The organism is Cupriavidus sp. H19C3 (assembly GCF_049393815.1).
GTDB lineage: Bacteria > Pseudomonadota > Gammaproteobacteria > Burkholderiales > Burkholderiaceae > Cupriavidus.
In genome coordinates this window covers 135,573-157,905 of the sequence record NZ_CP184986.1, presented here as the reverse complement: position 1 = coordinate 157,905, position 22,333 = coordinate 135,573, and the positions used below count along the sequence as shown (strand labels likewise).

Below are 22,333 nucleotides of genomic sequence, written 5' to 3'. Positions count from 1 at the left end.
GATGGGTGAGGCCCATGCATCACCGTTCGCCGTCCATGAACACATGCGTGAACCTTACCACGTCGGCAGCATCCGCCCGCACGCGCCGCTCATCGAGCCTCGCCGTCGATCATCCCGGCAAACACCTCCGCGCCGTGTTCGCCCAGGCGCGGGGGGCCGCGATCGACCGTCGGCGGCGTGGCCGACAGCTGCATGGCGTTGCGCGGCATCAACAGGGGGCCCTCCGAGGCGTGCGCGAAGGTCTCGAAGAAATCGACGTCGGCCAGATGCGCATCGGCGCGAACGTCGTCCAGTTCATTGGCCGGGGCCGCGGGTACGTCGGCCGCGGTAAATGCCGCCAGCCACTCGGCGCGCGGCCGCGCGCGCAGCGCCGCTTCCACGCGGTCATAGAGCGCGACCACGTTCTCCATGCGACGCCCGATGGTGGCAAAGCGCGCGTCATGGCGCAGTTCGGGCTGGCCGATCAGCTCGAATAGCCGCTGCCATTGCGCATCGGTATTGGCAACGATGCAGATCGGTTCATCGCCCGTCATCAGCGGACGGTGCACCGCGCTGAAAACCCGCCCATAGCCGAGCGGCGCGGCGGGCTCGTCGGGCCCGGGCACGAACACATGGTCCGCCATATGCTCCAGCAGGTTGAAGCCGACCATGGTCTCGAACATCGGTAACTGGATTTCCTGGCCCTGGCCGGTCCGGCCGCGATGCACGAGCGCAGTCATGATGGCCGAATACAGGTACACCCCGCACAGCTTGTCGGCAAACAGCATCGGGATATAGCCGGTCTGGCCGGTCATGCGCCGATTCAGCCCGGGCATACCGCTCAGGCCCTGGATCACGTCGTCGTAGGCGGGCCGGTCGAAGTAGCGGCCGCCTTTGCCAAAGCCCTGCGCGGTGGCATGGATCAGTCCCGGATGGCGCGTGGCCAGGCTCGCATAGTCGATGCCGAGCCGTGCCGCGGCGCCGCTACGCATGTTGTGGACCAGGATATCGGCGCCGGCAATCAGCTTGCGCAGCCGGGCCTGCTCGTCCGCCTGCTTGAGGTCGAGCACCACGCTGCGCTTGTTGCGGTTGAGGTTGAGAAAGAACGATCCCATGCCGGCGGAGCGCTTCTGCCCGATGCCCCGCGTGGGGTCTCCCTCGGGTGCCTCCACCTTGATGACGTCCGCGCCCATGTCGCCGAGCATTTGCGTCGCGACGGGCCCGAGCACGAACGTCGTGATATCGATGACGCGGATGCCTTCCAGTGCGCCTGCCATGGCTGAGTCTCCTGTGGTTATGGTGGGGAAATGCGCTGGCGCGGTGCGTCAGCGGCCGGCTTCTGCCAAGCGCGCGCGACTGGCCCGCTCGGTCTTGACCAGGCCGCCGCCGATGATCAGCCGCTGTACCTCGCTGGCGCCTTCATAGATCCGGAGCGCGCGCACATCGCGATAGAGCGCCTCGACTTCTTCCCCTACCCTGACCCCCGCGCCACCCCAGATCTGCACCGCCGCATCGACCACGCGCTGGGCCGATTCCGTCGCCACCAGCTTGGCCATGGCGGCCTCGCGCGAGGTCGGCTGCCCCTGGTCGCGCATCCAGGCGGCACGGTAGACCAGCAACGCCGACGACTCCACCGCGGTTGCCATATCGGCCAGGGTGGCCTGCGTCAGTTGCATGTCGGCCAGCACACCGCCGAACATCTCGCGTGACAGCGCCCGCTCGATGCCGAGGCGCAGCGCCTTGCGCGCAAACCCCAACGCGGCCGCCGCCACCGAGGTGCGGAAAATATCGAGCGTGCGCATGGCCAGCTTGAACCCTTCGCCTTCGTCGCCCAGCCGCATGCTGGCGTCGACGTGGCAATCGCGGAAGCGCAGGCGCGCGAGCGGATGCGGCGAGATGACGTCGATGCGCTCGGCAATCTCGAGCCCGGGATTGCCGGCATCGACGATAAACGCGGAAATGCCCGCCGAGCGCGTGGTCCCCGGCTCGCGCGCGAACACCACGTAGAAGTCGGCGATGCCGCCGTTGGAGATCCACATCTTGTCGCCGTTGAGCACATAGCCATCGTGCCGGCGCACCGCCTCGCAGCGCATGCCGCCCACGTCGGAGCCGGCCTCCGGCTCCGACAGCGCGAAGGCGGCGAGCCGGGTGCCCTGGGCCACCGCGTCGAGATACATCGCCTTCTGCGCCGCCGACCCGGCCAGTGAAATCGCGCCCGATCCCAGGCCCTGCATGGCAAAGCTGAAGTCGGCCAGCGGGCTCGCCTGTGCCAGCAGCTCGCGCGCCAGGCACAGGGCGCGCGAATCGATACGGGGTTGACCGGCGCCATCGGTGCGCGGCACGCACAGCGTGAGAATGCCGGCCTCGCCGAGACTGGCGACCAGAGCCCGGCAATGCGCATCGATCTGCGCGGGGCCAGTCGGGGCCGGCAGCGAGACGAAGGCGCTCCGGGTCCATTCGACGATGCGCGCCGCGGCATCGCGGTGGGTGGCGTCGAAGAAAGGAAGGGACAGGAAAGGGAGGGAAAGTGAAGGCATGGCAAGCTGGTCCAACGGCAGGGATGACGGCTTCATTGGGCACGGAGGCTGGTGCGCGGCGGCGAGGCATGCGCGGGATGGAGAACCGACACACAACCGTTGCGGATCGGGCTTGACCAAAAACATACTACTGCGTAGCATTATTTTCAAGCACCGCGGGAGCGCGGAAGAAGGCAGAACGGCGGCAGAAAGGCGGCAGAATCCCCGCGGAACCGCGGCGGGATGGCGGCGCGACGAACAGGCGACGCCACGCCCAGCGGGCTCGGCCGCAAGCGGCGATCATGACGCACGCCAGCCAACGCAAACGGAGACAACATGGCATTGCCCCTGGAAGGAGTCCTGGTGGTGGCGGTGGAGCAGGCGGCCGCCGCGCCTTATGCATCGTCGCGGCTCGCCGACGCCGGCGCGCGCGTGATCAAGATCGAACGCGCCGAGGGCGACTTCGCCCGTGGCTACGACTCGGCGGTCGATGGCGACAGTACCTATTTCGTGTGGCTGAACCGCGGCAAGGAATCGATCGTTCTCGACTTCTCCAACGCGGACGATGCCGCATTGCTGCAGCGCATGATCGCGCAGGCCGACGTGCTGATCCAGAACCTGGGCCCCGGCGCGGCCGCGCGTGCCGGCTTCGGCTGGCAGGCCATGCGCGAGCGCCATCCGCGCCTGATTACCTGCGATATCACGGGTTATGGCGAAGCGGGTCCGTATGCCGGCATGCGTGCGTACGACCTGCTGGTCCAGGCCGAGAGCGGCATCGCGTCGGTCACCGGCACCCCGGAAGCACCGGGCCGTATCGGCGTGTCCGCGTGCGACGTGGCCACCGGCATGTACGCCCATGCGGCCATCCTCGAAGCCTTGTTGCAACGCGCCCGCACCGGAGCCGGCAGTGCCATTCATGTCTCGCTGTTCGATGCCATGAGCGACTGGATGACGGTGCCGCTGCTGCACTACGAATATGCCGGCATGGTCTGGCCGCGCGTGGGCCTGTCCCATCCGACCATCGCGCCGTACGGGGCCTTCCCGGTCGGCGGAGCGGTCGGCGTCGAGGAAACCGTGCTGGTCGGCGTGCAGAACGATGGCGAATGGAAGCGTTTCGCGCAGGAAGTGCTCGGCCGGCCTGAGCTGCTGGAGCGCGCGGAATTCGCCACCAATCTCGCGCGCGTCGAACATCGTGCCGAGCTCGACCGCGAAGTCGCGGCGGCGCTGGCCCGCCTGACCAAGACCGAAGTGATCGCCGCGCTCAAGGCCGCACGGATCGCGTTTGCATCCGTCAACGATGTCGCGCAGCTATCCACCCATCCGCAGTTGCGGCGCGTCACGGTGCCCACCGTGCATGGCGAAGCCAACCTCGTGGCGCCGCCGGCCACCTTCCGGGGCGAGCCGCGCGCGCTGGGCAAGGTGCCTGGCCTTGGCGAGCATGGCGCCGCGCTTCGCGACGAGTTTGCCGTCGCGTCCCCGGTAACCCCGACTTCGCCCAGGCAACGCTGACAGCCGCACCAGCGCGGCCACCGATGCCCCAACTTCCCCCCATTGCAGCCCGACACTACCCATGAGCGAAAAAATCCTGACAGAGACAAACGGCGCGGTCACCACCATCGTCATCAATCGACCCGCGGTGCGCAATGCGCTCGACCGCGAGGCCACCGTCGCACTCGGCGCCGCGCTGCGCGCCTTCGAGGCCGACGACACGGCGAAGGTGGCGGTGCTGTGCGGCGCGGGCGGTGCCTTTTGCGCCGGCGCGGACCTCAAGGAACTCGCCGGCGGCGCCCAATACAATGCGTGGGCGGGCGCCGACGGCCCGCTGTCCCGTCCGGCGTCCAAGCCCGTGATCGCGGCGGTGGCCGGCCATGCGTGTGCCGGCGGGCTGGGCCTCGCGCTGTGGTGCGATATCCGCATCGCGGAGGAATCCGCCGCCTTCGCCGTACTCTCGCGCCGCTGGGGCGTGCCCATGAGCGACGGCACCACGGTGCGGCTGCCGCGCCTGATCGGCACCAGCCTCGCCCTGGACATGCTGCTGACCGCGCGCATGGTCTCCGCGCAAGAAGCCCTGCAGATGGGCCTGGCCACGCGCGTGGTGCCCGACGGCACCGCGCGGGCCGCCGCCGAGACCCTGGCCGCGACCATCGCGGCGTTTCCACAGATCGCGATGAACTCCGACCGCGCCTCGGTATATCGGCAGGAAGGCGAGACCATGCCCGACGCCCTCGCCCTGGAAGCCGAACTCGCCGAACGCGCCAAGCATGTGGAAGCGCAGGCCGGCGCCAGTCGCTTTGCCGCGGGCCTGGGCCGGCACGGAGCGCTCGCATGAAAGCCGTCGTCTGTCGTCAGCTGGGGCTCGACCATACCGCACTGGAAGAAGTCGACGCGCCCGCCATGCGGGCCGACGGCATCCGCATTCGCGTCCATGCCGCCGGCGTCAGCTTCGCCAACCTGCTGGTGCTGCAAGGCAAGCACCAGAATCGCTGGGAGCCGCCGTTCACGCCCGGCACCGAAGTGGCTGGCGTGGTGCTCGAATGCGGCAGCGCGACGTCGCGGTTCAAGCCCGGCGATCGCGTGGTGGCCGGTGTCCGCATCGGCGGCTTTGCCGAGCAGGTGGTGGCACCCGAATCCACTGTGTTCGCGCTGCCCGATGCGGTCGATTTCGACGCTGCCGTGCAATTCCCGACCATCTACGCCACCGCCTACGGCGCGCTGAAATGGCGCGCCAATCTGGCGCCCGGCGAGACGCTGCTGGTGCACGGCGCCGCCGGCGGCAGCGGGCTGGCCGCCATCGAGATCGGCAAGATGCTGGGCGCGCGCGTGATCGCCACGGCTGGCGACGCCGCCAAGCTCGACGCCGCGCGCCGCCATGGCGCCGATCTGGCGATCTCCTACCGCGAGGAAAACGTTCGCGATGTGGTGTTGCGCGAGACCGCGCAGCGCGGCGCCGATGTCGTCTTCGACCCGGTTGGCGGCGACACCTTCAACGAATCGCTGCGCTGCATCGCGCCGGACGGCCGCATCATCCCGATGGGCTTCGCCGGCGGCACCATCCCGCAGATTCCGGCCAACCTCGTGCTGGTCAAGAACGTCACCGTGATCGGCATCTATTGGGGCTACTACATGGGCTGGGGCAAGCACGCGCCACCGCCTGCCATGGCCGCACGCGTGCGCGCCGCCTTCGACGACATGCTGGCGGCCACCGCCGCCGGCATGCTGCGCCCCGAAACCTACGCCTCATTCCCGCTGGCGCGCTTCCAGGAGGCACTGCAGGCGATCACCGCACGCCAGGTGATCGGGCGCGTGGTCCTGCATCCGTGACGGGAACGGACGAGACCGGTAACGACACCACAAGATAACGACGCCAAGATCGATCGACACAAAGGAGACAACCATGAAGCAGTACGTTGCACTGATGGCTTTGCTAGGCATATCCCTGCTACCGCATGGCGCGAGCGCCCAGGGTAGCTTTCCCGACCGGCCGGTCAAGCTGGTCGTGCCCTACCCTCCGGGCTCGGGCACCGACACGGTGGCGCGCTATGCGGCACGACGCATGGAGACGGCGCTCGGCAAGCCGGTGGTGATCGAGAACAAGCCGGGCGGCAACGCCATCATCGCCGCGCAGACGGTGGTCAACGCGCCTGCCGACGGCTACACGCTGCTGTGGGCCGCCAACGGGCCGGTGACGACCAATGTCGCGCTGTACGACAAGCTGCCCTACAACCCGCTCACCGACCTGGAACCCGTGGCGCGCCTGGCCTATTCGCCGATGGGCCTGTACGTGCCCGCCGATTCGCCCTACAAGACCGCGCGGGACCTGTTTGCCGATGCCAGGAAACGCCCGGGCAAGCTCAACTACGGCAGCGGCAGCGCGACCTACAACATCGCCACCGAATGGCTGATGTCGCTGGTCGGCACCAAGGCCAATGTCATCTCCTACAAGGGCAGCAGTCCGACCCTGACCGACCTGGCCGGCAAGCAGGTCGACTTCGCGATTGCCGAGTACAGTGCGGGCCTGCCGCTGGTGAAGGGCGGCAAGATTCGCATGCTGGCGTTGACCTCGGACCGTCGCATGGCATCCGAGCCGGAAGCGCCGACGCTGCAGGAACTTGGCTACAAGGAGTTCTTCCAGGTGGCGTGGTGGGGCGTGTTTGCGCCGAAGGGAACGCCCGCGCCCGTGGTGTCGCACCTGGAGAACACGCTGCTGACGATCTTCAAGGATGCCGAGACCGCGCAATACCTGGAGCAGAACAACTTCAGCGCCTTTACCGGTACCGCGCAGCAACTGCGTGCGTTCCAGAAAGCGGAGATCGAACGGGAATCGAAGCTGGTGGACCGCTTCCATATTCCCAAGCTGTAACGCGATAAGGCGATAAGGCTGCAAGACCGGGGGTGCCGGTGGCGGCAGCCGGCGCCGCCGCGAATCTGCTATCTTTTGCACCGCGCGATCGGCGCCAGGGGGGCGCATGCTCCTGGCACCCCGGCTCGTCGATCGCCGGCCATAGAGAAAACAAAGTGAAGTTGTGAGGCGCAAAGTCAGACACCATGGGGCGCAAACGTCAGATCGGAACGCCAGAAGGCGATGAGAAGCAACTGGCCATACTCGATGCGGCCGCGTCGGTGTTCATGAAGCTCGGCTTCGCGGCGACCTCGCTCGACGATATCAGCGACAGCTACGGTGCCACCAAGGGCATCATCTACTACCACTTCCGCAGCAAGACCATCCTGTTCTTTGCCGTGCAGCGCCGTGCCATGGAACTGACCCGCGCGGCGATCGAGCCCGCGGCCACCTCGGCCGCACCGGCGCGCGAGCGCATCGAGGCGATGGCGTTCGCCCATGCGTTGCTGATGATGGAACATCTCGACTACCTGCGCGTGGCCGCTCAGGGCCTGGAATTGCACCTGGGCGGTCGTACCACGGAAGAGGAGCGCGCCGAGATCAAGCGCATTACCGCGCTGCGCGACAGCAACGAGCGGCTGTACCTGCAGGTACTCGAGGAGGGCGTGGCCAACGGCGAGTTCCGCGAGATGGATGTGAGGATCGTCGTCAAGGCATTGCTCGGCGCGCTGAACTGGACCTCGCGCTGGTACCAGCCGCGCAAGGGCGAAACCCGCAAGGACCGCGAAACGATCGCCGCGGAGATCGCGCGCTATGCGGTCAATGGCCTCAAGCGCTAGCCTCAAGCGCTGGCCTCAAGCGTTGGCCTCAAGCGCTGGCCTCAAGCGCCAGAGGCTACCGACACGCAGGCCAGCCTACGCACGCGACAGTGCGCACGGCTGACGCGCCCGCAGGCCGCAAGCCAGCGCCAGCAGACTGACCGCCGCGCCGAGCAGGCATACCCCGGGCCAGCCGCCGTGGGCGTAGGCCGCCGTGGCACCGAGCGCGCCGAGGCCGCTGCCGGTGGCATAGAACAGCATGTACACGCCGATCAGCCGGCTCTGCGCGCCCGCGCGCACGCGCAGGATCAGGCTCTGGTTGGTCACGTGCAAGGCCTGCGCGCCGGCATCGAGCAGCACGATACCCACGAGCAGCAGCCATAGCGACGCGGACAGGCGCGACAGCGGCCACCACGCCAGCACCAGCAATGCCAGCGCACCGAGGGTGACACGCTGGGCAAGGCCGCGGTCCACCCACCCGCCCACGCGCGCGGCCGCGAGCGCGCCGGCCACACCAGCCAGGCCGAAGGCGCCGATGGTGGCGTGCCCCATCTGGTACGGCGGCGCGCTCAGCGCCAACGTGAGCGCGCTCCAGAAGATATTCAGCGCGGCGAACATCAGTAGCGCAAGCCAGCCCCGCGCGCGCACCAGCGGTTCCTCGCGCAACAGGGCGAACATCGAAGCAATCAGCCGCCAGTAGCCAACGCGGGCACCGCCATGCGGCAACCGCGGCAACGCGCGCCACAACGGCACTGCCAGGGCGACCATCAGGATGGCTGCGGCCAGGTACACGCTGCGCCAGCCCGCCAGATCGGCGATGCCGCCGGCAAAGACGCGCGCCGACAGCAGCCCGATCAGCACACCGCCCTGCGTGGCCCCCACCACCCGCCCGCGCTCCGCGGGCGCGGCCGCACTGGCGGCATAGCCGAGCAGCCCCTGGGTCATGGCCGTGCCGAGCATGCCCACGCCGAGCATGCCCGCCAGCAGCAGCGGCACGGACGTGGCCACGCCAACCAGCGTCAAGATCGCCACCAGCGCCACGAGCTGCACGCCCATCAGGCGACGACGGTCGAGCCTGTCGCCGAGCGGCACCATGAACACCAGCGCCAGCGCGCAACCGAACTGGGTCATCGTCACCACGCTGCCCACGGCGGCCGCAGAGATGGCGAATTCACGCGCCAGCGCGTCGAGCAGCGGCTGGGCATAGTAGACATTGGCCACGCTGAGACCGGCTGCGGCGGCAAACAGCATCAGCAAGGCGCGCGGCATCGGCGCCGGCACGGTCGGAGTCTCCATGACAGGATCTCGTTTCAAGTGTTCAGGTGGTGAGGCGTCGGCAAAGTAGTTGCAAATCAAAACTGACTAAAACGGGTTGAATGCTAGGTCAACCAGTTTTAAAATGCAACCGTTCCGGACTCTCGCCGATTTGCTGACGGCATCGATCCATGTCCCCACCCAAGCCCTCCCCCCCGCGCTCCGCCGAACAGCCATGCCCGGTGGCGCGCGCGCTCGACGTCATCGGCGACCGCTGGTCGCTGCTGATCGTCCGCGACGCCTTCGATGGCGTGCGCCGCTTCAGCGATCTGCAGCGTAGCCTCGGCATGGCGCGCAATATCCTGGCCGACCGGCTGCACAAGCTGGTGGAAGCCGGCATCCTAAAAACGCAGGCCGCCTCCGATGGGTCTGCCTATCAGGAGTACGTGCTGACGCCACGCGGGGAACGGCTGTTTCCGGTGGTGGTCGCGCTGCGCCAATGGGGAGAGCGGCACCTGTTCGCGCGCGGCGAACGGCATTCGATCCTCGTCGACCGCCGCACCGGAGAGACCCTTGCGCCCATGACGCCGACAGCGCGAAACGGCGAGGCGGTGGCGGCCATGGATACGGAAGTGCGGAAGGTCCGATAGCGGGCCGCGGGATCGCAGCACCGCGTGAACGGGGGCACGGATGGATCAGGACCGGATCTGGACGATTCCGGACACTTTCGAGACCCTTCGGTACGTGACTGACGCTACGATAAGTCATCGACGATTCGTGGATGGGAAGCAGGTCGCGGGCCAGGGTCTTCGCCGTGGAAGGCGCGCCGCTGTGGAACATCGACCCTATGCTGACAGACGGCTCGCCCCTGCAGATTCCCCTCGACCGCCAGGCGAAGCTGCCTCTTACGGAACAGATCCGGCTGAACATCGTCAGGGCGATCGATTCCGGCCTGTTGCCGCCCGGCACACGCCTGCCTTCCTGGCGCACCCTCGCGACGCAGCTCGGGGTGGCGCGCGGTACGGTGCGCGCCGCCTATGAGCGGCTCTCCGATTCCCGGCTGATCGAAGCCTACGGCGCCAAGGGCACACGTGTGGCGCCGCGTCCGCGCGCAGCCAGCGTGCAGGTCCACACGCCGCGGCCCGATGGCTTCATGAAAGCCGTCCAGGACATGACCGGTGGCCCGGCGATCTTCCAGCTCGGGGTGCCGGCGTTCGGTGCTCAGCCCGAGAAGATCTTTGCGCGCACGCGCTCCTCCAATCTGCTGAAGACCGGGCCGTATGTGTCACTGACCTATCCCGATCCGAGCGGCGAGTGGCGGCTGCGGCAGGAAATCGCCGGCTATCTGTCGCTCTCGCGGCATTTCCATTGTTTTCCGGAGCAGGTTTTCATCACTTCGGGATACAACTCGGGCCTGGGTCTCGCCTTGCGCGTGCTGGGCCTCGACGGTCGCAAGGTCTGGATGGAAGACCCCGGCTTTCTGCTGACGCGCAAGGCGCTGGAACTCGCGCGCCTCGATCCGGTGCCGATCCCGGTCGACGCCGAAGGGCTCAATGTCGAACACGGCATCGCGACCGCACCGGACGCCGCGCTGGCCGTGCTGACGCCCGGCCAGCAAGCGCCGCTGGGCACCACGCTATCGTTGCGGCGCCGCCTCAAGCTGCTTGAATGGGCCGTCGCGCGCGGGGCCTGGATCATCGAGGACGACTATCTGGGCGAACTGCAACTCGACGGCCGCGCGGCGCCCGCGCTGGCAGCCCTTGACGAGGGCAAGCGGGTAATCCATATCGGCACTTTCAGCAAGACCATCAGTCCGGCGCTGCGACTTGGATTCGTGGTGGCACCGCCGGAACTCGTGACCGCGTTCGCGGAAGTGGCGGCGACGCTTGCGCCCGCGCCTGCGCCGCTGGTGCAGCTTGCCACCGCGCAGTTCATGCGCGAAGGCCACTTCGTACGCCGCCTGCGTCGCCTCAAGCGTCTCTACGCCGCGCAGCGCGACGTCCTGTGCGAGCAGTTGCGCGCGCGCGATGCCCAATGGACCAAGGCTGGCCTGGCGATGCTGGTGACATTGCCCGAAGGCACCGCCGACACGGCAATCGCGCGCGAGGCGATGACCGTCGGCATGGCGCCCTCGCCGCTGTCGCGATGGTTTGCGACGCCTGCCAACGCCACGCCCGGGCTTCTGCTTGGCGTTGCCACCGCGCCCGAGGCGTTGGTGGCGAGCGCGTGCCAGCGTCTATTCGACATCATCGCGCGATATCGCTAGCCGGGCGCACTTGTCCCTCCCTTCGGAACGCGAGTGGGCGTCGGTCCATTCGCACACTTTCAATCCGCATTCTTAGTACACATGACAACCGGCATTCTTGGCTCTTCAAAACATGCCAGTCGCCGTACAGAATTTGCACGTCCCCATCTGACAACGGAACGACCATGACCAACGCCGTCATCGAATGCATTCTGAGCCGCAGCGCTGCGAAGTACTACGACCGCACCGCCACCTTGAGCGACGATCGGATTCGCGAGCTGGTGCGCATCGGTACCAGTGCGCCGACCTCCTTTCACCTGCAGAACTGGCGCTTCATCGCCGTCCGCACGCCGGCGGCCAAGGCCAGACTGAGCCCCATCGCATGGAACCAGCCCGCGATCACCGATGCGGCGGTGACCTTCATCGTGTGTGGCCAGCTGGCCGACTCGAGCGTGATTCCCGATCGTCTCGCCCCGCTGGTCGAAGCCGGTGTGATGCCGGCCACGATGGTGCCGGAATGGGAGATTCCCGCGCGCAACCTGTACATGGAATTCCCCCAGCGCCAGCGCGACGAAGCCGTGCGCACCGGCACCTTCGGCGCGGCGGCCATGATCTACGCGGCCCGTTCGATGGGCCTGGGTTCGACCCCGATGATCGGCTTCGACGCCGAGGCCGTGCACCGTGAATTCGGCCTGGCCGCAAATGAAGTGCCGGTCATGCTGCTGTCGGTGGGCGCGGAGCGCGCGGGCAACTGGGCGCAAAAGCCGCGGCGGCCCGTGGACGAGGTCCTGGACCTCGTCTGAGGCGCTGGGAACCGCGTTGCCAACACCTTGTGAAACTTTCTCCCCAGGAACCATTGCGATGCCAAGAAGCACAGCACTGAAGCCGGACCAGGTACCGGCGGAATCCAAGCCCACGCTCGATGCCTTCACCAGGAACATCGGCTTCACGCCCAACATGATGGCAACGTTCGCGCAGAGCCCGATTGCGTTCAACGCATGGGCCGGCCTGCTCGGTGGCCTGAGCAAGGCCCTCGACGTCAAGACGCGCGACAGCATCGGCCTCGTGGTCTCCGAAGTCAACGGCTGCAACTATTGCCTGACGGTCCACAGCTTTACCGCCGAACATATGGCCAAGCTGCCGGCCGAGGAAATCATCATGGCCCGCAAGGGCCGCGCAAACGAGCCCAGGCGCGACGCCGCCGTGCAGTTCGCGCGCAAGGTCATCGAGGCGCGCGGCAACGTGACCGACGCCGATCTGCAGGCGGTCCGCGCGGCCGGCTACAGCGACGCGAACGTCATGGAGATCGTTGCACTGGTGGCCATGTACTCGTTGACGAATTTCTTCAACAACGTGTTCGATCCCGAGAAGGATTTCCCGCCGGTCACACCGGCCGGAGCGATCTGAACCGTCACGGCTCGCATCGAGCCGGCCCGGAACACCCGGGCCGGCCCGATGCCCATGGCTCCGGCGCGCTTCCATGTCCCACGTCGACTGGCTGAGCCAGCTTCTGCAAATGATTGCCATCACCGGTCAGCTCCAGGTCCGCTGCGCCTACCGCGCACCATGGCGTGTGGCGTGGCCGCAGTCCGCCGCCCGCGAGATTCCCTATCACGTCGTGCTCAACGGCCATGCCATCATCGAAGAGTCGCAGACGGGAACCGTTACCGAGCTTGCGGGCGGTGACATCGTGCTGCTGCCGCATGGCTCGTCGCACGTGCTGCACGACGGCAGCGGCAACGCGCCCGCGCCGACCTCGGAGCGCCGTACGCCCGAGGGATGGACGCTCAGCGAAAACGCCGGCGATGGAGAACCGCTCGCCATGTTGTGCGGACGCTTCCTGATCGGATCGCCCCATGACCGCCTGATGCGCGACTATCTGCCCACCATCGTGCTGGTACGTACGATGGACGGCCAGAACGGTGCCGGCATCGGCACAGCGGCAATCCATCTGGCCAAGCTGGTGGCACTGATGCGCATGGAATCCGCCAGCGAGAGGCCAGGCGTCCACGCCATCCTCAACGCGCTGGCATCTGCGCTGTTCGCACTGGCGCTGCGCGCGGCGAGCGAATCCCGGCGCGCCCCGGCGGGCCTGCTCGCACTGACCGGTCATCCGCGCCTGGCACCGGCCATTTCCGCCATGTTCGCCGAGCCGGCGCGACCGTGGACCCTGCCCGTGCTCGCGGAGCTATGCAGCATGTCGCGCGCGACCTTCATGCGGCACTTCCAGGACAAGCTCGGACGCACGGCGTTTGACTTGCTGACCGATATCCGGATGAGCATGGCCGCCAACGAACTGCAAAAGGCCACCATGACGACCGAGGCCGTGGCCGACTCGGTCGGCTATCGGTCGGTGGCGGCGTTTCGCCGTGCGTTCACCGACCGGATGGGCATGACGCCGGCACAATGGCGCCATATGGCGCGCGAGGCGAGTCACACGCCTTGATCCCTCCGCCGCATATGCAAAGGCTTACCGCATGGATCGTCTAGCCTCGATGCAGGCGTTCACCCGCGTGGTCGACGTGGGTGGCTTTACGCGCGCCGCGGAATCGCTCGGCCTCCCCAGGGCAACGCTGACGCGCCTGATCCAGGGCCTCGAGACACACCTGGGCGTCAAGCTCGTGCACCGGACCACGCGACGTGTCAACGTCACGAGCGATGGCGCCGCCTACTACGAACGTTGCGTGCGCATCCTGGCCGACATCAACGAGGCCGAGACTTCGCTCACGCGCGACAACCGCGCGCCGCGCGGCACGCTGACCGTCAGCACTACGCGCGGGCTCGCGCAGATGGTGCTGCTGCCGCGCCTGAACGCGTTCTGCGACGCGTATCCCGAACTGAAGCTCGCACTGTCCATCGACGACAGGCCGATCGACCTGCTGCGCGCGGGGGTCGATGTGGCGCTACGCGTCGGCACGCTGGACGAATCGATGGTGGCCCGGCGCATCGGCCAGCTGAAGCTTGCGTTCTATGCGTCGCCGATCTACCTGCGCCGTTTTGGCACGCCGCGCGATATGGCCGAGCTGGCACAGCACCGGGCTGTCAGTTTCCTGTCCGACCGCGGCGGACGCGAGCCGCCGTGGGCACTGACGCGTGCCGGCGAACGCAGCGAAGTGCTGCTGTCGACGGCCATCGCCACCAACGATGCCGACGTCTACCTCGGGTGCGCGGTGGAGGGCCGTGGCATTGCGCGGATCTGCCGAGCGATGGCCGAGCCCTATGTCCATAGCGGTCGACTGGTGGAAATCATGACGGCGTGGCAGACCGACGAACTGCCGATCTCCGCGATGTATCCGCAGAACCGGCATCTGTCGGCCAAGGTCCGCGTGTTCGTCAACTGGTCCGCCGAAATCTTCGCGCGGCATCCCCATTTTGGCGTAGTGCCCCGCTAGCGCTGCGGCACCGCCTGTTCTGCGCCATGCATTCTCCGGGAGAGCAACCCATGACCCTCGACCATCCCATTTTTTCCCGCTGGCCCGCGCAGTACCCGGACCGGCTCCAGCTCTTCTCGCTGCCCACGCCCAACGGCGTCAAGATCGGCATCATGCTGGAGGAAACCGGGCTCGCCTACGAGCCGCACCGCATCGACATCCTGGCAGGCGACAACCACGAGCCTGCCTATCTCGCGCTAAACCCCAATGGGAAGATTCCCGCCATCTACGACCCGGTCGGCCCCGCCGGGCGGCCGTTGGCATTATTCGAGTCCGGCGCGATCCTGCTCTACCTGGCCGACAAGAGCGGCCGCTTCCTTGCCACCGACCCGGCCACGCGTTACGAAACGATCCAGTGGGTGATGTGGCAGATGGGCGGAGTCGGGCCGATGTTCGGGCAGGTCGGCTTTTTCCACAAATTTGCCGGCAAGGAGTATGCGGACAAACGGCCGCGCGACCGTTATGCGGCCGAATCGGCCCGCCTGCTGGCCGTGCTCGAGGCCCGCCTGGCCGGGCGCACATGGGTGATGGGGAACGACTACGGCATCGCCGACATCTCCCTGCTGGGCTGGGTACGCAACCTGATCGGGTTCTACGAGGCGCGCGAGCTGGTGGGCTTCGATCGCTTCCCGCGCGTGCAGGCGTGGCTCGAGCGCGGTCTGGCACGTCCTGCGGTGCAGCGTGGCCTTCTGGTGACCGCGTAGCATTTCGGGCGTACCCTACGCATGCGTCTGTTTCCTGCTACCTGCCACCTGCCACCTGGCTTGACCATGACAGTCCGATGAACAAGGATGCGAGCGACCAACACGGGCAAACGACGGTAGCGCGGATCTCGGGGCCGCAGCTCGAGGACTTGATCTCCGCGCTCAGCGTGGAATTCGTCCGCCTCACCGAATGCCTGGTAAGCCCCGGCTGGCGCCTGCACCTCGGCGGCACGGCGGCGCCCGGGCTGCACTACAACCTGTCCGGTCATGGCCGCATGGTGCTGGAAGGGCATCCGCCCATCGAGCTCATGCCCCACACGCTCGTCATCACGCCGCCCAACCAGTTCTTTCATGTCGAGGTACCCGCGAAAGCGCCGGCAAGCGAGGTTTCCCACGAGCTGGAGGGACGCTGGGCGCCATTCCCGCCCGGGGCGATCCGGCGCTTCGTGGCCGGAGAAGATCCGCGCATGATGCTGATCTGCGGCTACTTCCAGGCGTCCTACGGCACCTCGCTGAACCTGTTCTCGACGCTGTGCGCGCCCATCGTCGAGCAGTTCGACAACGAACAGCATATCGACCGCACGCTCGAACTGGTGCTGCAGGAGCTGATGAACGAGGAAATCGGCATGGGCGCAATGACGACGACGTTGCTCAAGGTCGTGCTGATTGCACTGCTGCGGCGCTCGTTGACCTCGACCCGCCTGTGGGCCGAGCGCTTCTCGCTGCTGCGCGACCCTAATATCGCCAAGGCCTTCTCGCATATGGCGGCGCGCGTGGAAGCCCCGCATTCGGTCGATCATCTCGCCCAGATCGCGTGCATGAGCCGCTCGGCCTTCATGGCACGGTTCAACGAGGTGGTCGGCCTGCCACCCATGACCGTGCTGCGCAAATTGCGCATGCGGCAGGCGGCCGCGCTGCTGAGCACGGGCGACCTGGCCATCGAGCAGATCATCCGCTCGGTTGGCTACACGAGCCGCAGCAGCTTCCTGAAGGCGTTCCAGGACGCGTACGGCGTGCCGCCCTCCGACTATCGCGCGCGGCACCGGCGCGGCGCTCCCGGTACCACGACGCCCTGACGGCCGGTGCGCCGGCAGCGCGGCCCGCCGGATGACACCATGCGTACCACGCCGCTCGCGCGGCCCTATGTCCGCCGCGGTGGACCCAGGGTCATGGCCGCCGTCAGCGCGCCCGCGAGCGAACTGGCCGCGGCCATGGCAAGGCCGATCTGGTAGCCCAAGGCATACGTGCCGACCCCGGCCGCGAGCGCCACACCGGCCAGCTGCGCGATGCGGCTGGCCGCATTGTTGATGCCGGAGGCCAGGCCTTCGTCGCTCTCCTCGACGCTGGACATGACGGCCGCGGTGAGCGGGGCGACGAGCACGGCGAACGACAGGCCGAGCAGCGTCATCGGGCCGACCACGCCCGCGAGCAACGAGGCCTGCCGCGCGCATGCCATCCAGACATAGGCAAGCGCCGCGCCGGTCGGGCCCACCATCAGCATGACGCGCGCGCCGACCTTGTCGGCCAGCCCGCCAAACCACCGCGACAGCAGACCCGCGCCAAGCAGGAACGGCAGAAAAGCCAGCCCGGCATCCGTCGCCGCCAGCGCGCGCCGCTCGACAATGTCGAACGGCAGCAGGAAAAACATGATCGAGACTCCGGCATAGACCAGCAGCGTCGCAAGATTGAGGCCGACAAACGCGCGGTTCTTCCACAGGCGCGGCGGCGTCATCGGGTGCCGGCTGCGCGCCTCCCACCCGCCGTACGCGACCAGCCCGGCCACACCCAGCACGGCGACGAGTGCCGGACGCAGGCTCAAGTGCGCCGGCATGGCCGAATCCGGCTGGTCGTGGGCAGCCCCCATCTGGCCGAGCGCCCATGCCAGCGCGCCCAGTGCCGCGGCGAGCATGGCGGCCCCCACGATATCGAAGTCGCGGCCCTCGCGGCGATGGTCGCGCGCGTAGACCGTCAGCAGCCCCACCGCCAGCAGCGCGATGGGCGGGTTGATCCAGAACACCGCTGGCCAGCCGAAAGTCTCGGTCAGCCAGCCACCGAGGACGGGACCGGCGGCCGTGGTCAGCGCCGACGCGGCCGCCCATAGCCCGATCGCCCGGCTGCGTTCGCTGCGCGGATAGGTCGCGCCGATCAAGGCGAGGCTGGCCGGCGTCACGATGGCCGCGGCCGCGCCCTGCACCACGCGCGCGGCGATCAGCCAGAGCGGCGAAGGCGCGAGCGCGCAGGCGGCGGACGCCAGGCCAAACAGGATGCATCCGAGCACGAGCATGCGCGCCTTGCCATACGCATCGGCAAGCGCGCCACCGATCAATGTCAGCGAGGCCAGCGCCAGCACATACCCGTTGAGGACCCATTGCACGGCGGCAAGGTCCGCGCCGAAGTCTGCGCGCAGGCGCGGCAAGGTGACGGTCAGCGCCGAACCATCGATGAAGGCCATCGAGGATGCCAGCACGCAGGCTGCCAGCACCATGCGCCGGCAGCGCAGTGGCAACTCCTGCCCGGGCTCGCGCGGGCCGCGTTCCGCATCGATGATATGGCGACTGCACGGTTCGACGATTGGCTGCGTCACGATGGCTCCCGACCCATGAAGGTGCGCGCCGAGGCCGATTCGTGGCGTCCGCGCGAACATGCGTGTGATTATGGCGTCAACGGGGCGAGTACGGTGACGCGCTCGCATATTCGGACGAACCGGAACCCGGGCCGGACCCTAGGGCACGCCGCCATGCGCGGCCCCGGGCGATTGATCCTCTTCAGTCTCGCAACCAGCGGCGCGGTGACCTACAGTGGTAGGCCATCCTCACCTGACCGATTGGGAATCGAAAATGCTTCATGGCAACCAGCACGACCGTCTGAAAGTCGCGGAACACGGCGTCGGACCGCTCTCTCACCTTGCGCTGCTCCGCTGGGCGCTGGTCATCGTCTTCCTGTGGTTTGGCGGCATGAAGTTCACCGCGTACGAAGCCAACGGCATCGCGCCGTTTATCGCGCACAGCCCGCTCATGAGCTGGCTGCACGCGCTGTTCGGCATCCAGGGCGCGAGCTATGTGATCGGGGTACTCGAATTGTCGACGGCGGCGGCGCTGGCGGCGGGCGCATTCCATCCGATCCTTTCGGCGCTTGGCGCGGTCATGTCGGCCGCGACCTACCTGATCACGCTCACGTTTTTCCTGACCACGCCTGGCGTGGCGGAGCCGACCGCGGGCGGCTTCCCGGCAATCTCGGCCTTGCCCGGACAATTCCTGCTCAAGGACCTCGTGCTGCTGGTGGCATCCCTGGTGTTGCTGCGTGCGTCGATGCCCGGTGCGGCGACGACGCGTCGCAACGGCTGAGCGCCCTGGCCGCGCGCATCGTTGCGCGGGCCTGCCACCCTGCGCTCACACGCGGCATGGCCTACGCGGCGAACAGCGCGCGGCTTTCCCTGAAGGCATCGGCAAGATGCCCCACCACGGCGCGGATATGGCTCGCATTGCGATCGCGTCCGCGGATCACGAGATAGATTTCGCGCGCCGGCAGTACCGGTGCCAGCGCACACGGCCGCAGCGCCGGAACCTGCCGCCCGATGTAATGCGGCAACAATGCCAGCCCGGCGCCGGCCTGGGCCGCGCTGGCCTGCAGCACATGGTGCTCGGCGCGGAACGCCACGCGGCAGCGCGGATAGTGTTGCGCGAGCCAGCGTGCTTCGGGCATGCCGGCGTTCTGTTCGTCAAAGCTGACGAAGACCGGCGGTTGGCCGGCTTCCGCTTGCGCGCATCGGTCCTCGGTGCCATAGAAGCCGTAGGCCAGCTTGCCGACGAGCTTCGCGATCAGGTCGCCGTCGGCCGGCTTGCCGATGCGCACGGCAATATCGGCTTCGCGCCGGTCCAGACTGATCGCGCGCAGCTCGGTGGCAAGATCGACGTCGAGCCCGGGATGCAGGGTCGTGAGTCGCGCCAGCCGGTCTGCCAGGAAGCCCTGCGCCATTGCCGGCGGTGCATTGATGCGCACCACTCCACGCACATCCGTGTCAGTGCTCCGCGCGGTGCGCGAGAGCGCATCCGCCGCCGTCTCCATCTCCGTGGCCGCGTGCAGCACGACTTCTCCTTGCGCGGTCAGCAGATACCCTTCCGGGCGCCGCTCCACGAGCTTTTCGCCCATGCTGTCCTCAAGCGACTGCACGCGCCGGGCGATGGTGGCGTGGTTGATCTGCAGCGCGCGCGCCGCCGCCGACAGGCTGCGATAACGGCCCAGCGCCAGGAACACGCGGACGTCCTGCCAGTCGATCTGTGTGCGTTTTCTCTCAGCCATTGTGCGAGGATAGCAGCTGTCGCTCCAGCGCGTCTGCCCATACGCTATGCACAACGTCGGGAACACCCCCGCCGTCCATACCGAACCTTGATCGCACTCACTACTGGAGCATGAGATGAACCCCACCAAAGTTGCCGTCGTTACCGGTGCATCGCAGGGCATTGGCGCCGCCATTGTCGCCGCCTATCGTGCCAAGGGTTATGCCGTGGTTGCCACGTCGCGCCATATCGAGCCCTCCACCGACAACCACGTGGTGACCGTGGCCGGCGATATCCGCGAGCGTGCGGTGGCAACACGCGTGATCGCCACCGCGCGCGAGCGCTTCGGCCGCATCGACACGCTGGTCAACAACGCCGGCATCTTTATCAGCAAGCCGTTCGTCGACTACACCGAGGAAGACTTCCGCAACGTGGTCGACGTCAATCTGGCGGGCTTCTTCCATATCACGCAGGCGGCGCTGCCGGCCATGCTGGAACAACGTAGCGGCCACGTGGTGCAGATCACCACCGCGCTGATCGAGCAGGCCATCGGGGGGCTCGACGCCGGCCTGGCGTTCCTGACCAAAGGCGGCCTGTCCGCCGTCACGCGCGGCCTTGCCATCGAGTACGCCAGGACCGGCGTGCGCTTCAACGCCATCGCCCCGGGCATTATCCGCACGCCGATGCATGCGCCCGCCACGCATGAATTCCTCGCCGGCCTGCATCCGCTGGGCCGCATGGGCGAGGTGTCGGAGATCGCCGACGCGATCCTCTTCCTGGAGGATGCAGCGTTTGTCACCGGCGAGACCATCCATGTCGCCGGTGGCCAGCACGCCGGGCGTGCGTGATGGCGGGCGTCCGTCATGGCGGGCGCGCCGGCCGGCGCCGGGCAGGCTCAGGCGGCGCGGCGTGCCAGCACTTCGTCGCGCGGTCCCGCGTCGACCACGCGGCCAGCTTCCATCACGACGATGGTGTCGAAACGGGTAAGCAAGCCTGGCCGATGGACCGAGGCGACGATGCATGCCGACGGAAAGGCCTCGAACATGCGGTCGAACACGCGGCCCTCGGCCTGCGGATCGAGCGCGCTGGTCGGCTCGTCGAGCAGCAGCAGCGAGCTGCCCCGCGCGGCCAGCGCACCGCGCGCGAGCGCCAGCCGTTGGCGCTGACCGCCCGACAGGTTGGCGCCACGCTCGCTAAGACCGCTTGCCAGTCCGCCGGGCAGGCGTTCCAGCACTTCGTCGAACACACCGGTATGCACCGCTGAGCGGAGCGTCGCCGCATCGGCCGGCGCGCCAAACGTCAGGTTCTCTTCCACACTTGCCTCGAACACCTCGGCCTCCTGCGGAATCAGCGTGGCCAGCGTGCGCAACTCGCGCCAGTCGCGCGGCGCGCCGTCGCGCCGCAGTTCGCCATGCTGCGGCAGGTAAAGCCCGGCCAGCGCGCGCAGCAGCGTACTCTTGCCGCCGCCGCTCGGCCCGATCAGCGCGATCCGCGCGCCACGCTGCAACCGCAGGTCGATGCCATGCAGGCCGCCGCGCGCATCGTTCGCATAACGCCAGGTGGCGCCGTGCAAGCTCAGCGTCTGCCACGGCGCGTCGGGCACCACGGCGGGCACCGGCAGTTCGGGATCGCCGGGCGCCTGCCAGATCGGTTCCGCGCTGCCATAGTCGGTATGCATGCGGGCAAAGCTCTGGAAGTTCGATGCCATCGCGCCGACCACCGTGGCCGCCTGCTGCGCATACTGATAGATCATGAAGACCGTGCCCAGCAGCACCGCCTGTCCCGGCGCACGGTGCTGCAGCACGTACACCACCACCAGGATCCACGTCAGCCCCATGCCGAGCAGATCGACGGTGAACCACTTGCCCTCGTTGACCATCACCGCGCGGCGCAACGGTGCCATCACCGCGGCCATGCGATGGTCGAGCAGCTTGCGCGAGGCAGCCTGCAGGCGCAGGCCGATCACGGTGCTGGCATTGCCGACAAAGTCGAGCAGTGCCGCCGCATAGCGCCGCTCCGCATCGTTTTCGGCACGGGCCAGTTGCATCAGCGTGCGGTCGAAGCGGAGAATGATCAGCGCAATGACCACGTAGCCCGTCACCGCGATCGCGCCGCTGGTATGCGACAGCAATGCCAGCGCCACGATCGGACCGACAAAGCTGAAGGCGCTCTGCAGATAGCCAAACTGGTTCTGCGCAAAGTCCGACAACGCGCGGCTGGACTGCACCACGCGGTGCTGCAGCTCGCCCGAGTGCCGGCCGTCGCGCCACGCCAGCGGCGCGGCCGCGATCCGGGCATAGAGCTGGTCGGCCAGCCGTTCGCGCACGCGCACGCCGACGTTGCGCTCCAGCACGCGGCCCGGCCCATGCAGCAGCCACGACAGCAGGTACACCCCGATGAGATAGAGAATCCAGCGACCCGCAATATCCATGCGGCCCTGCTGCAGCGCGTTGATCGCCTGCGCGGCCAGCCACGGCATGGTCAGCCGCAATAACTGCGCGCCCGACAGCAGCGCCGCGGCGCCGAGCATCGGGCCCCTGACACCCTGCGCATGGCGCCACAGCGCGCGATAGAGATCGCGCGCGGCGCCGCCCAGGCCAATGGCGGGCGGACGAGTAAGGAAATCTGTCTCCGTCATGCGGTGGTCACTCCTGTGCCAGGGACCGTGCCCGTGGCCACGCTGCACTCGGCATCGGTCCAGGAAGGGGTGGCCCGAGCGGGGGCGGGTCGAACAAAAGCGCTATTGTGCCAAACCGCAATGGCGGCCGGT

General features: G+C 67.7%; 21 protein-coding genes. 15 read left to right on the top strand and 6 right to left on the bottom strand.

The window, feature by feature from the left end; all coding sequences use genetic code 11:
- Positions 1–89 precede the first annotated feature (89 nt).
- Complete coding sequence (locus DFLDMN_RS20195; protein ID WP_423199655.1) at positions 90–1,256, bottom strand: CaiB/BaiF CoA transferase family protein; 1,167 nt, start codon at positions 1,254–1,256, stop codon at positions 90–92.
- A gap of 48 nt (positions 1,257–1,304) precedes the next feature.
- The gene (locus DFLDMN_RS20190; RefSeq protein WP_423199654.1) at positions 1,305–2,516 is read right to left on the bottom strand and encodes an acyl-CoA dehydrogenase family protein; all 1,212 of its coding nucleotides are present in this window, start codon (positions 2,514–2,516) and stop codon (positions 1,305–1,307) included.
- A gap of 315 nt (positions 2,517–2,831) precedes the next feature.
- Here DFLDMN_RS20190 and DFLDMN_RS20185 point away from each other — a divergent pair, with 315 nt between their 5' ends.
- The 5 genes from DFLDMN_RS20185 to DFLDMN_RS20165 all read left to right on the top strand — a co-directional run bounded on the left by DFLDMN_RS20185 (position 2,832) and on the right by DFLDMN_RS20165 (position 7,673).
- Positions 2,832–4,004 carry a CaiB/BaiF CoA transferase family protein gene (locus DFLDMN_RS20185; protein WP_423199653.1) on the top strand — a complete coding sequence of 391 codons (1,173 nt, stop codon included), beginning with the start codon at positions 2,832–2,834 and terminating at the stop codon, positions 4,002–4,004.
- Between the two features lie 61 nt (positions 4,005–4,065).
- The gene (locus DFLDMN_RS20180) at positions 4,066–4,824 is read left to right on the top strand and encodes a crotonase/enoyl-CoA hydratase family protein (protein ID WP_423199652.1); all 759 of its coding nucleotides are present in this window, start codon (positions 4,066–4,068) and stop codon (positions 4,822–4,824) included.
- Complete coding sequence (locus DFLDMN_RS20175) at positions 4,821–5,816, top strand: NADPH:quinone oxidoreductase family protein (RefSeq protein WP_423199651.1); 996 nt, start codon at positions 4,821–4,823, stop codon at positions 5,814–5,816. The genes DFLDMN_RS20180 and DFLDMN_RS20175 overlap by 4 nt, the downstream gene beginning before the upstream one ends.
- A 73-nt stretch (positions 5,817–5,889) precedes the next feature.
- Positions 5,890–6,855 carry a Bug family tripartite tricarboxylate transporter substrate binding protein gene (locus DFLDMN_RS20170; RefSeq protein WP_423199650.1) on the top strand — a complete coding sequence of 322 codons (966 nt, stop codon included), beginning with the start codon at positions 5,890–5,892 and terminating at the stop codon, positions 6,853–6,855.
- 185 nt (positions 6,856–7,040) lie between these two features.
- A complete protein-coding gene (locus DFLDMN_RS20165; protein ID WP_423199649.1) occupies positions 7,041–7,673 on the top strand; it encodes a TetR family transcriptional regulator in 633 nt (210 codons plus the stop codon).
- Between the two features lie 75 nt (positions 7,674–7,748).
- Here the strand turns inward: DFLDMN_RS20165 and DFLDMN_RS20160 are convergent, their stop codons facing one another.
- Positions 7,749–8,948 carry an MFS transporter gene (locus DFLDMN_RS20160; protein ID WP_423199648.1) on the bottom strand — a complete coding sequence of 400 codons (1,200 nt, stop codon included), beginning with the start codon at positions 8,946–8,948 and terminating at the stop codon, positions 7,749–7,751.
- Between the two features lie 149 nt (positions 8,949–9,097).
- On the opposite strand from DFLDMN_RS20160, the gene DFLDMN_RS20155 reads away from it, so the two are divergent.
- The 8 genes from DFLDMN_RS20155 to DFLDMN_RS20120 all read left to right on the top strand — a co-directional run bounded on the left by DFLDMN_RS20155 (position 9,098) and on the right by DFLDMN_RS20120 (position 16,362).
- A complete protein-coding gene (locus tag DFLDMN_RS20155; RefSeq protein WP_423199647.1) occupies positions 9,098–9,556 on the top strand; it encodes a winged helix-turn-helix transcriptional regulator in 459 nt (152 codons plus the stop codon).
- A gap of 197 nt (positions 9,557–9,753) precedes the next feature.
- Entirely contained in the window at positions 9,754–11,172 is a 1,419-nt protein-coding gene (locus DFLDMN_RS20150; protein WP_423200519.1) for a PLP-dependent aminotransferase family protein, read from the top strand.
- A gap of 164 nt (positions 11,173–11,336) precedes the next feature.
- Complete coding sequence (locus DFLDMN_RS20145) at positions 11,337–11,954, top strand: nitroreductase family protein (protein WP_423199646.1); 618 nt, start codon at positions 11,337–11,339, stop codon at positions 11,952–11,954.
- 58 nt (positions 11,955–12,012) lie between these two features.
- A complete protein-coding gene (locus DFLDMN_RS20140) occupies positions 12,013–12,558 on the top strand; it encodes a carboxymuconolactone decarboxylase family protein (protein WP_423199645.1) in 546 nt (181 codons plus the stop codon).
- Positions 12,559–12,631: 73 nt separating this feature from the next.
- On the top strand, positions 12,632–13,597 hold the full coding sequence (locus DFLDMN_RS20135; protein WP_423199644.1) for a cupin domain-containing protein: 966 nt from the start codon (positions 12,632–12,634) through the stop codon (positions 13,595–13,597).
- Between the two features lie 31 nt (positions 13,598–13,628).
- Positions 13,629–14,543: a LysR family transcriptional regulator gene (locus DFLDMN_RS20130; RefSeq protein ID WP_423199643.1), complete on the top strand. Its 915-nt coding sequence runs from the start codon at positions 13,629–13,631 to the stop codon at positions 14,541–14,543.
- A gap of 50 nt (positions 14,544–14,593) precedes the next feature.
- On the top strand, positions 14,594–15,286 hold the full coding sequence (locus DFLDMN_RS20125) for a glutathione S-transferase N-terminal domain-containing protein (RefSeq protein WP_423199642.1): 693 nt from the start codon (positions 14,594–14,596) through the stop codon (positions 15,284–15,286).
- Between the two features lie 77 nt (positions 15,287–15,363).
- Entirely contained in the window at positions 15,364–16,362 is a 999-nt protein-coding gene (locus DFLDMN_RS20120; RefSeq protein ID WP_423199641.1) for a helix-turn-helix domain-containing protein, read from the top strand.
- 65 nt (positions 16,363–16,427) lie between these two features.
- Here DFLDMN_RS20120 and DFLDMN_RS20115 read toward each other — a convergent pair whose 3' ends face one another.
- Positions 16,428–17,870: an MFS transporter gene (locus DFLDMN_RS20115; RefSeq protein ID WP_423199640.1), complete on the bottom strand. Its 1,443-nt coding sequence runs from the start codon at positions 17,868–17,870 to the stop codon at positions 16,428–16,430.
- Positions 17,871–18,123: 253 nt separating this feature from the next.
- Between DFLDMN_RS20115 and DFLDMN_RS20110 the strand changes: the two genes are divergently transcribed.
- The gene (locus tag DFLDMN_RS20110) at positions 18,124–18,630 is read left to right on the top strand and encodes a YkgB family protein (protein ID WP_423199639.1); all 507 of its coding nucleotides are present in this window, start codon (positions 18,124–18,126) and stop codon (positions 18,628–18,630) included.
- Between the two features lie 61 nt (positions 18,631–18,691).
- On the opposite strand, the gene DFLDMN_RS20105 is transcribed toward DFLDMN_RS20110, so the two are convergent.
- A complete protein-coding gene (locus DFLDMN_RS20105; RefSeq protein ID WP_423199638.1) occupies positions 18,692–19,585 on the bottom strand; it encodes a LysR family transcriptional regulator in 894 nt (297 codons plus the stop codon).
- Positions 19,586–19,700: 115 nt separating this feature from the next.
- On the opposite strand from DFLDMN_RS20105, the gene DFLDMN_RS20100 reads away from it, so the two are divergent.
- Positions 19,701–20,411, top strand: coding sequence for an SDR family NAD(P)-dependent oxidoreductase (locus tag DFLDMN_RS20100; protein WP_423199637.1), 711 nt, complete (start codon positions 19,701–19,703; stop codon positions 20,409–20,411).
- A gap of 47 nt (positions 20,412–20,458) precedes the next feature.
- Here the strand turns inward: DFLDMN_RS20100 and DFLDMN_RS20095 are convergent, their stop codons facing one another.
- The gene (locus tag DFLDMN_RS20095; RefSeq protein WP_423199636.1) at positions 20,459–22,201 is read right to left on the bottom strand and encodes an ATP-binding cassette domain-containing protein; all 1,743 of its coding nucleotides are present in this window, start codon (positions 22,199–22,201) and stop codon (positions 20,459–20,461) included.
- Positions 22,202–22,333: the final 132 nt, after the last annotated feature.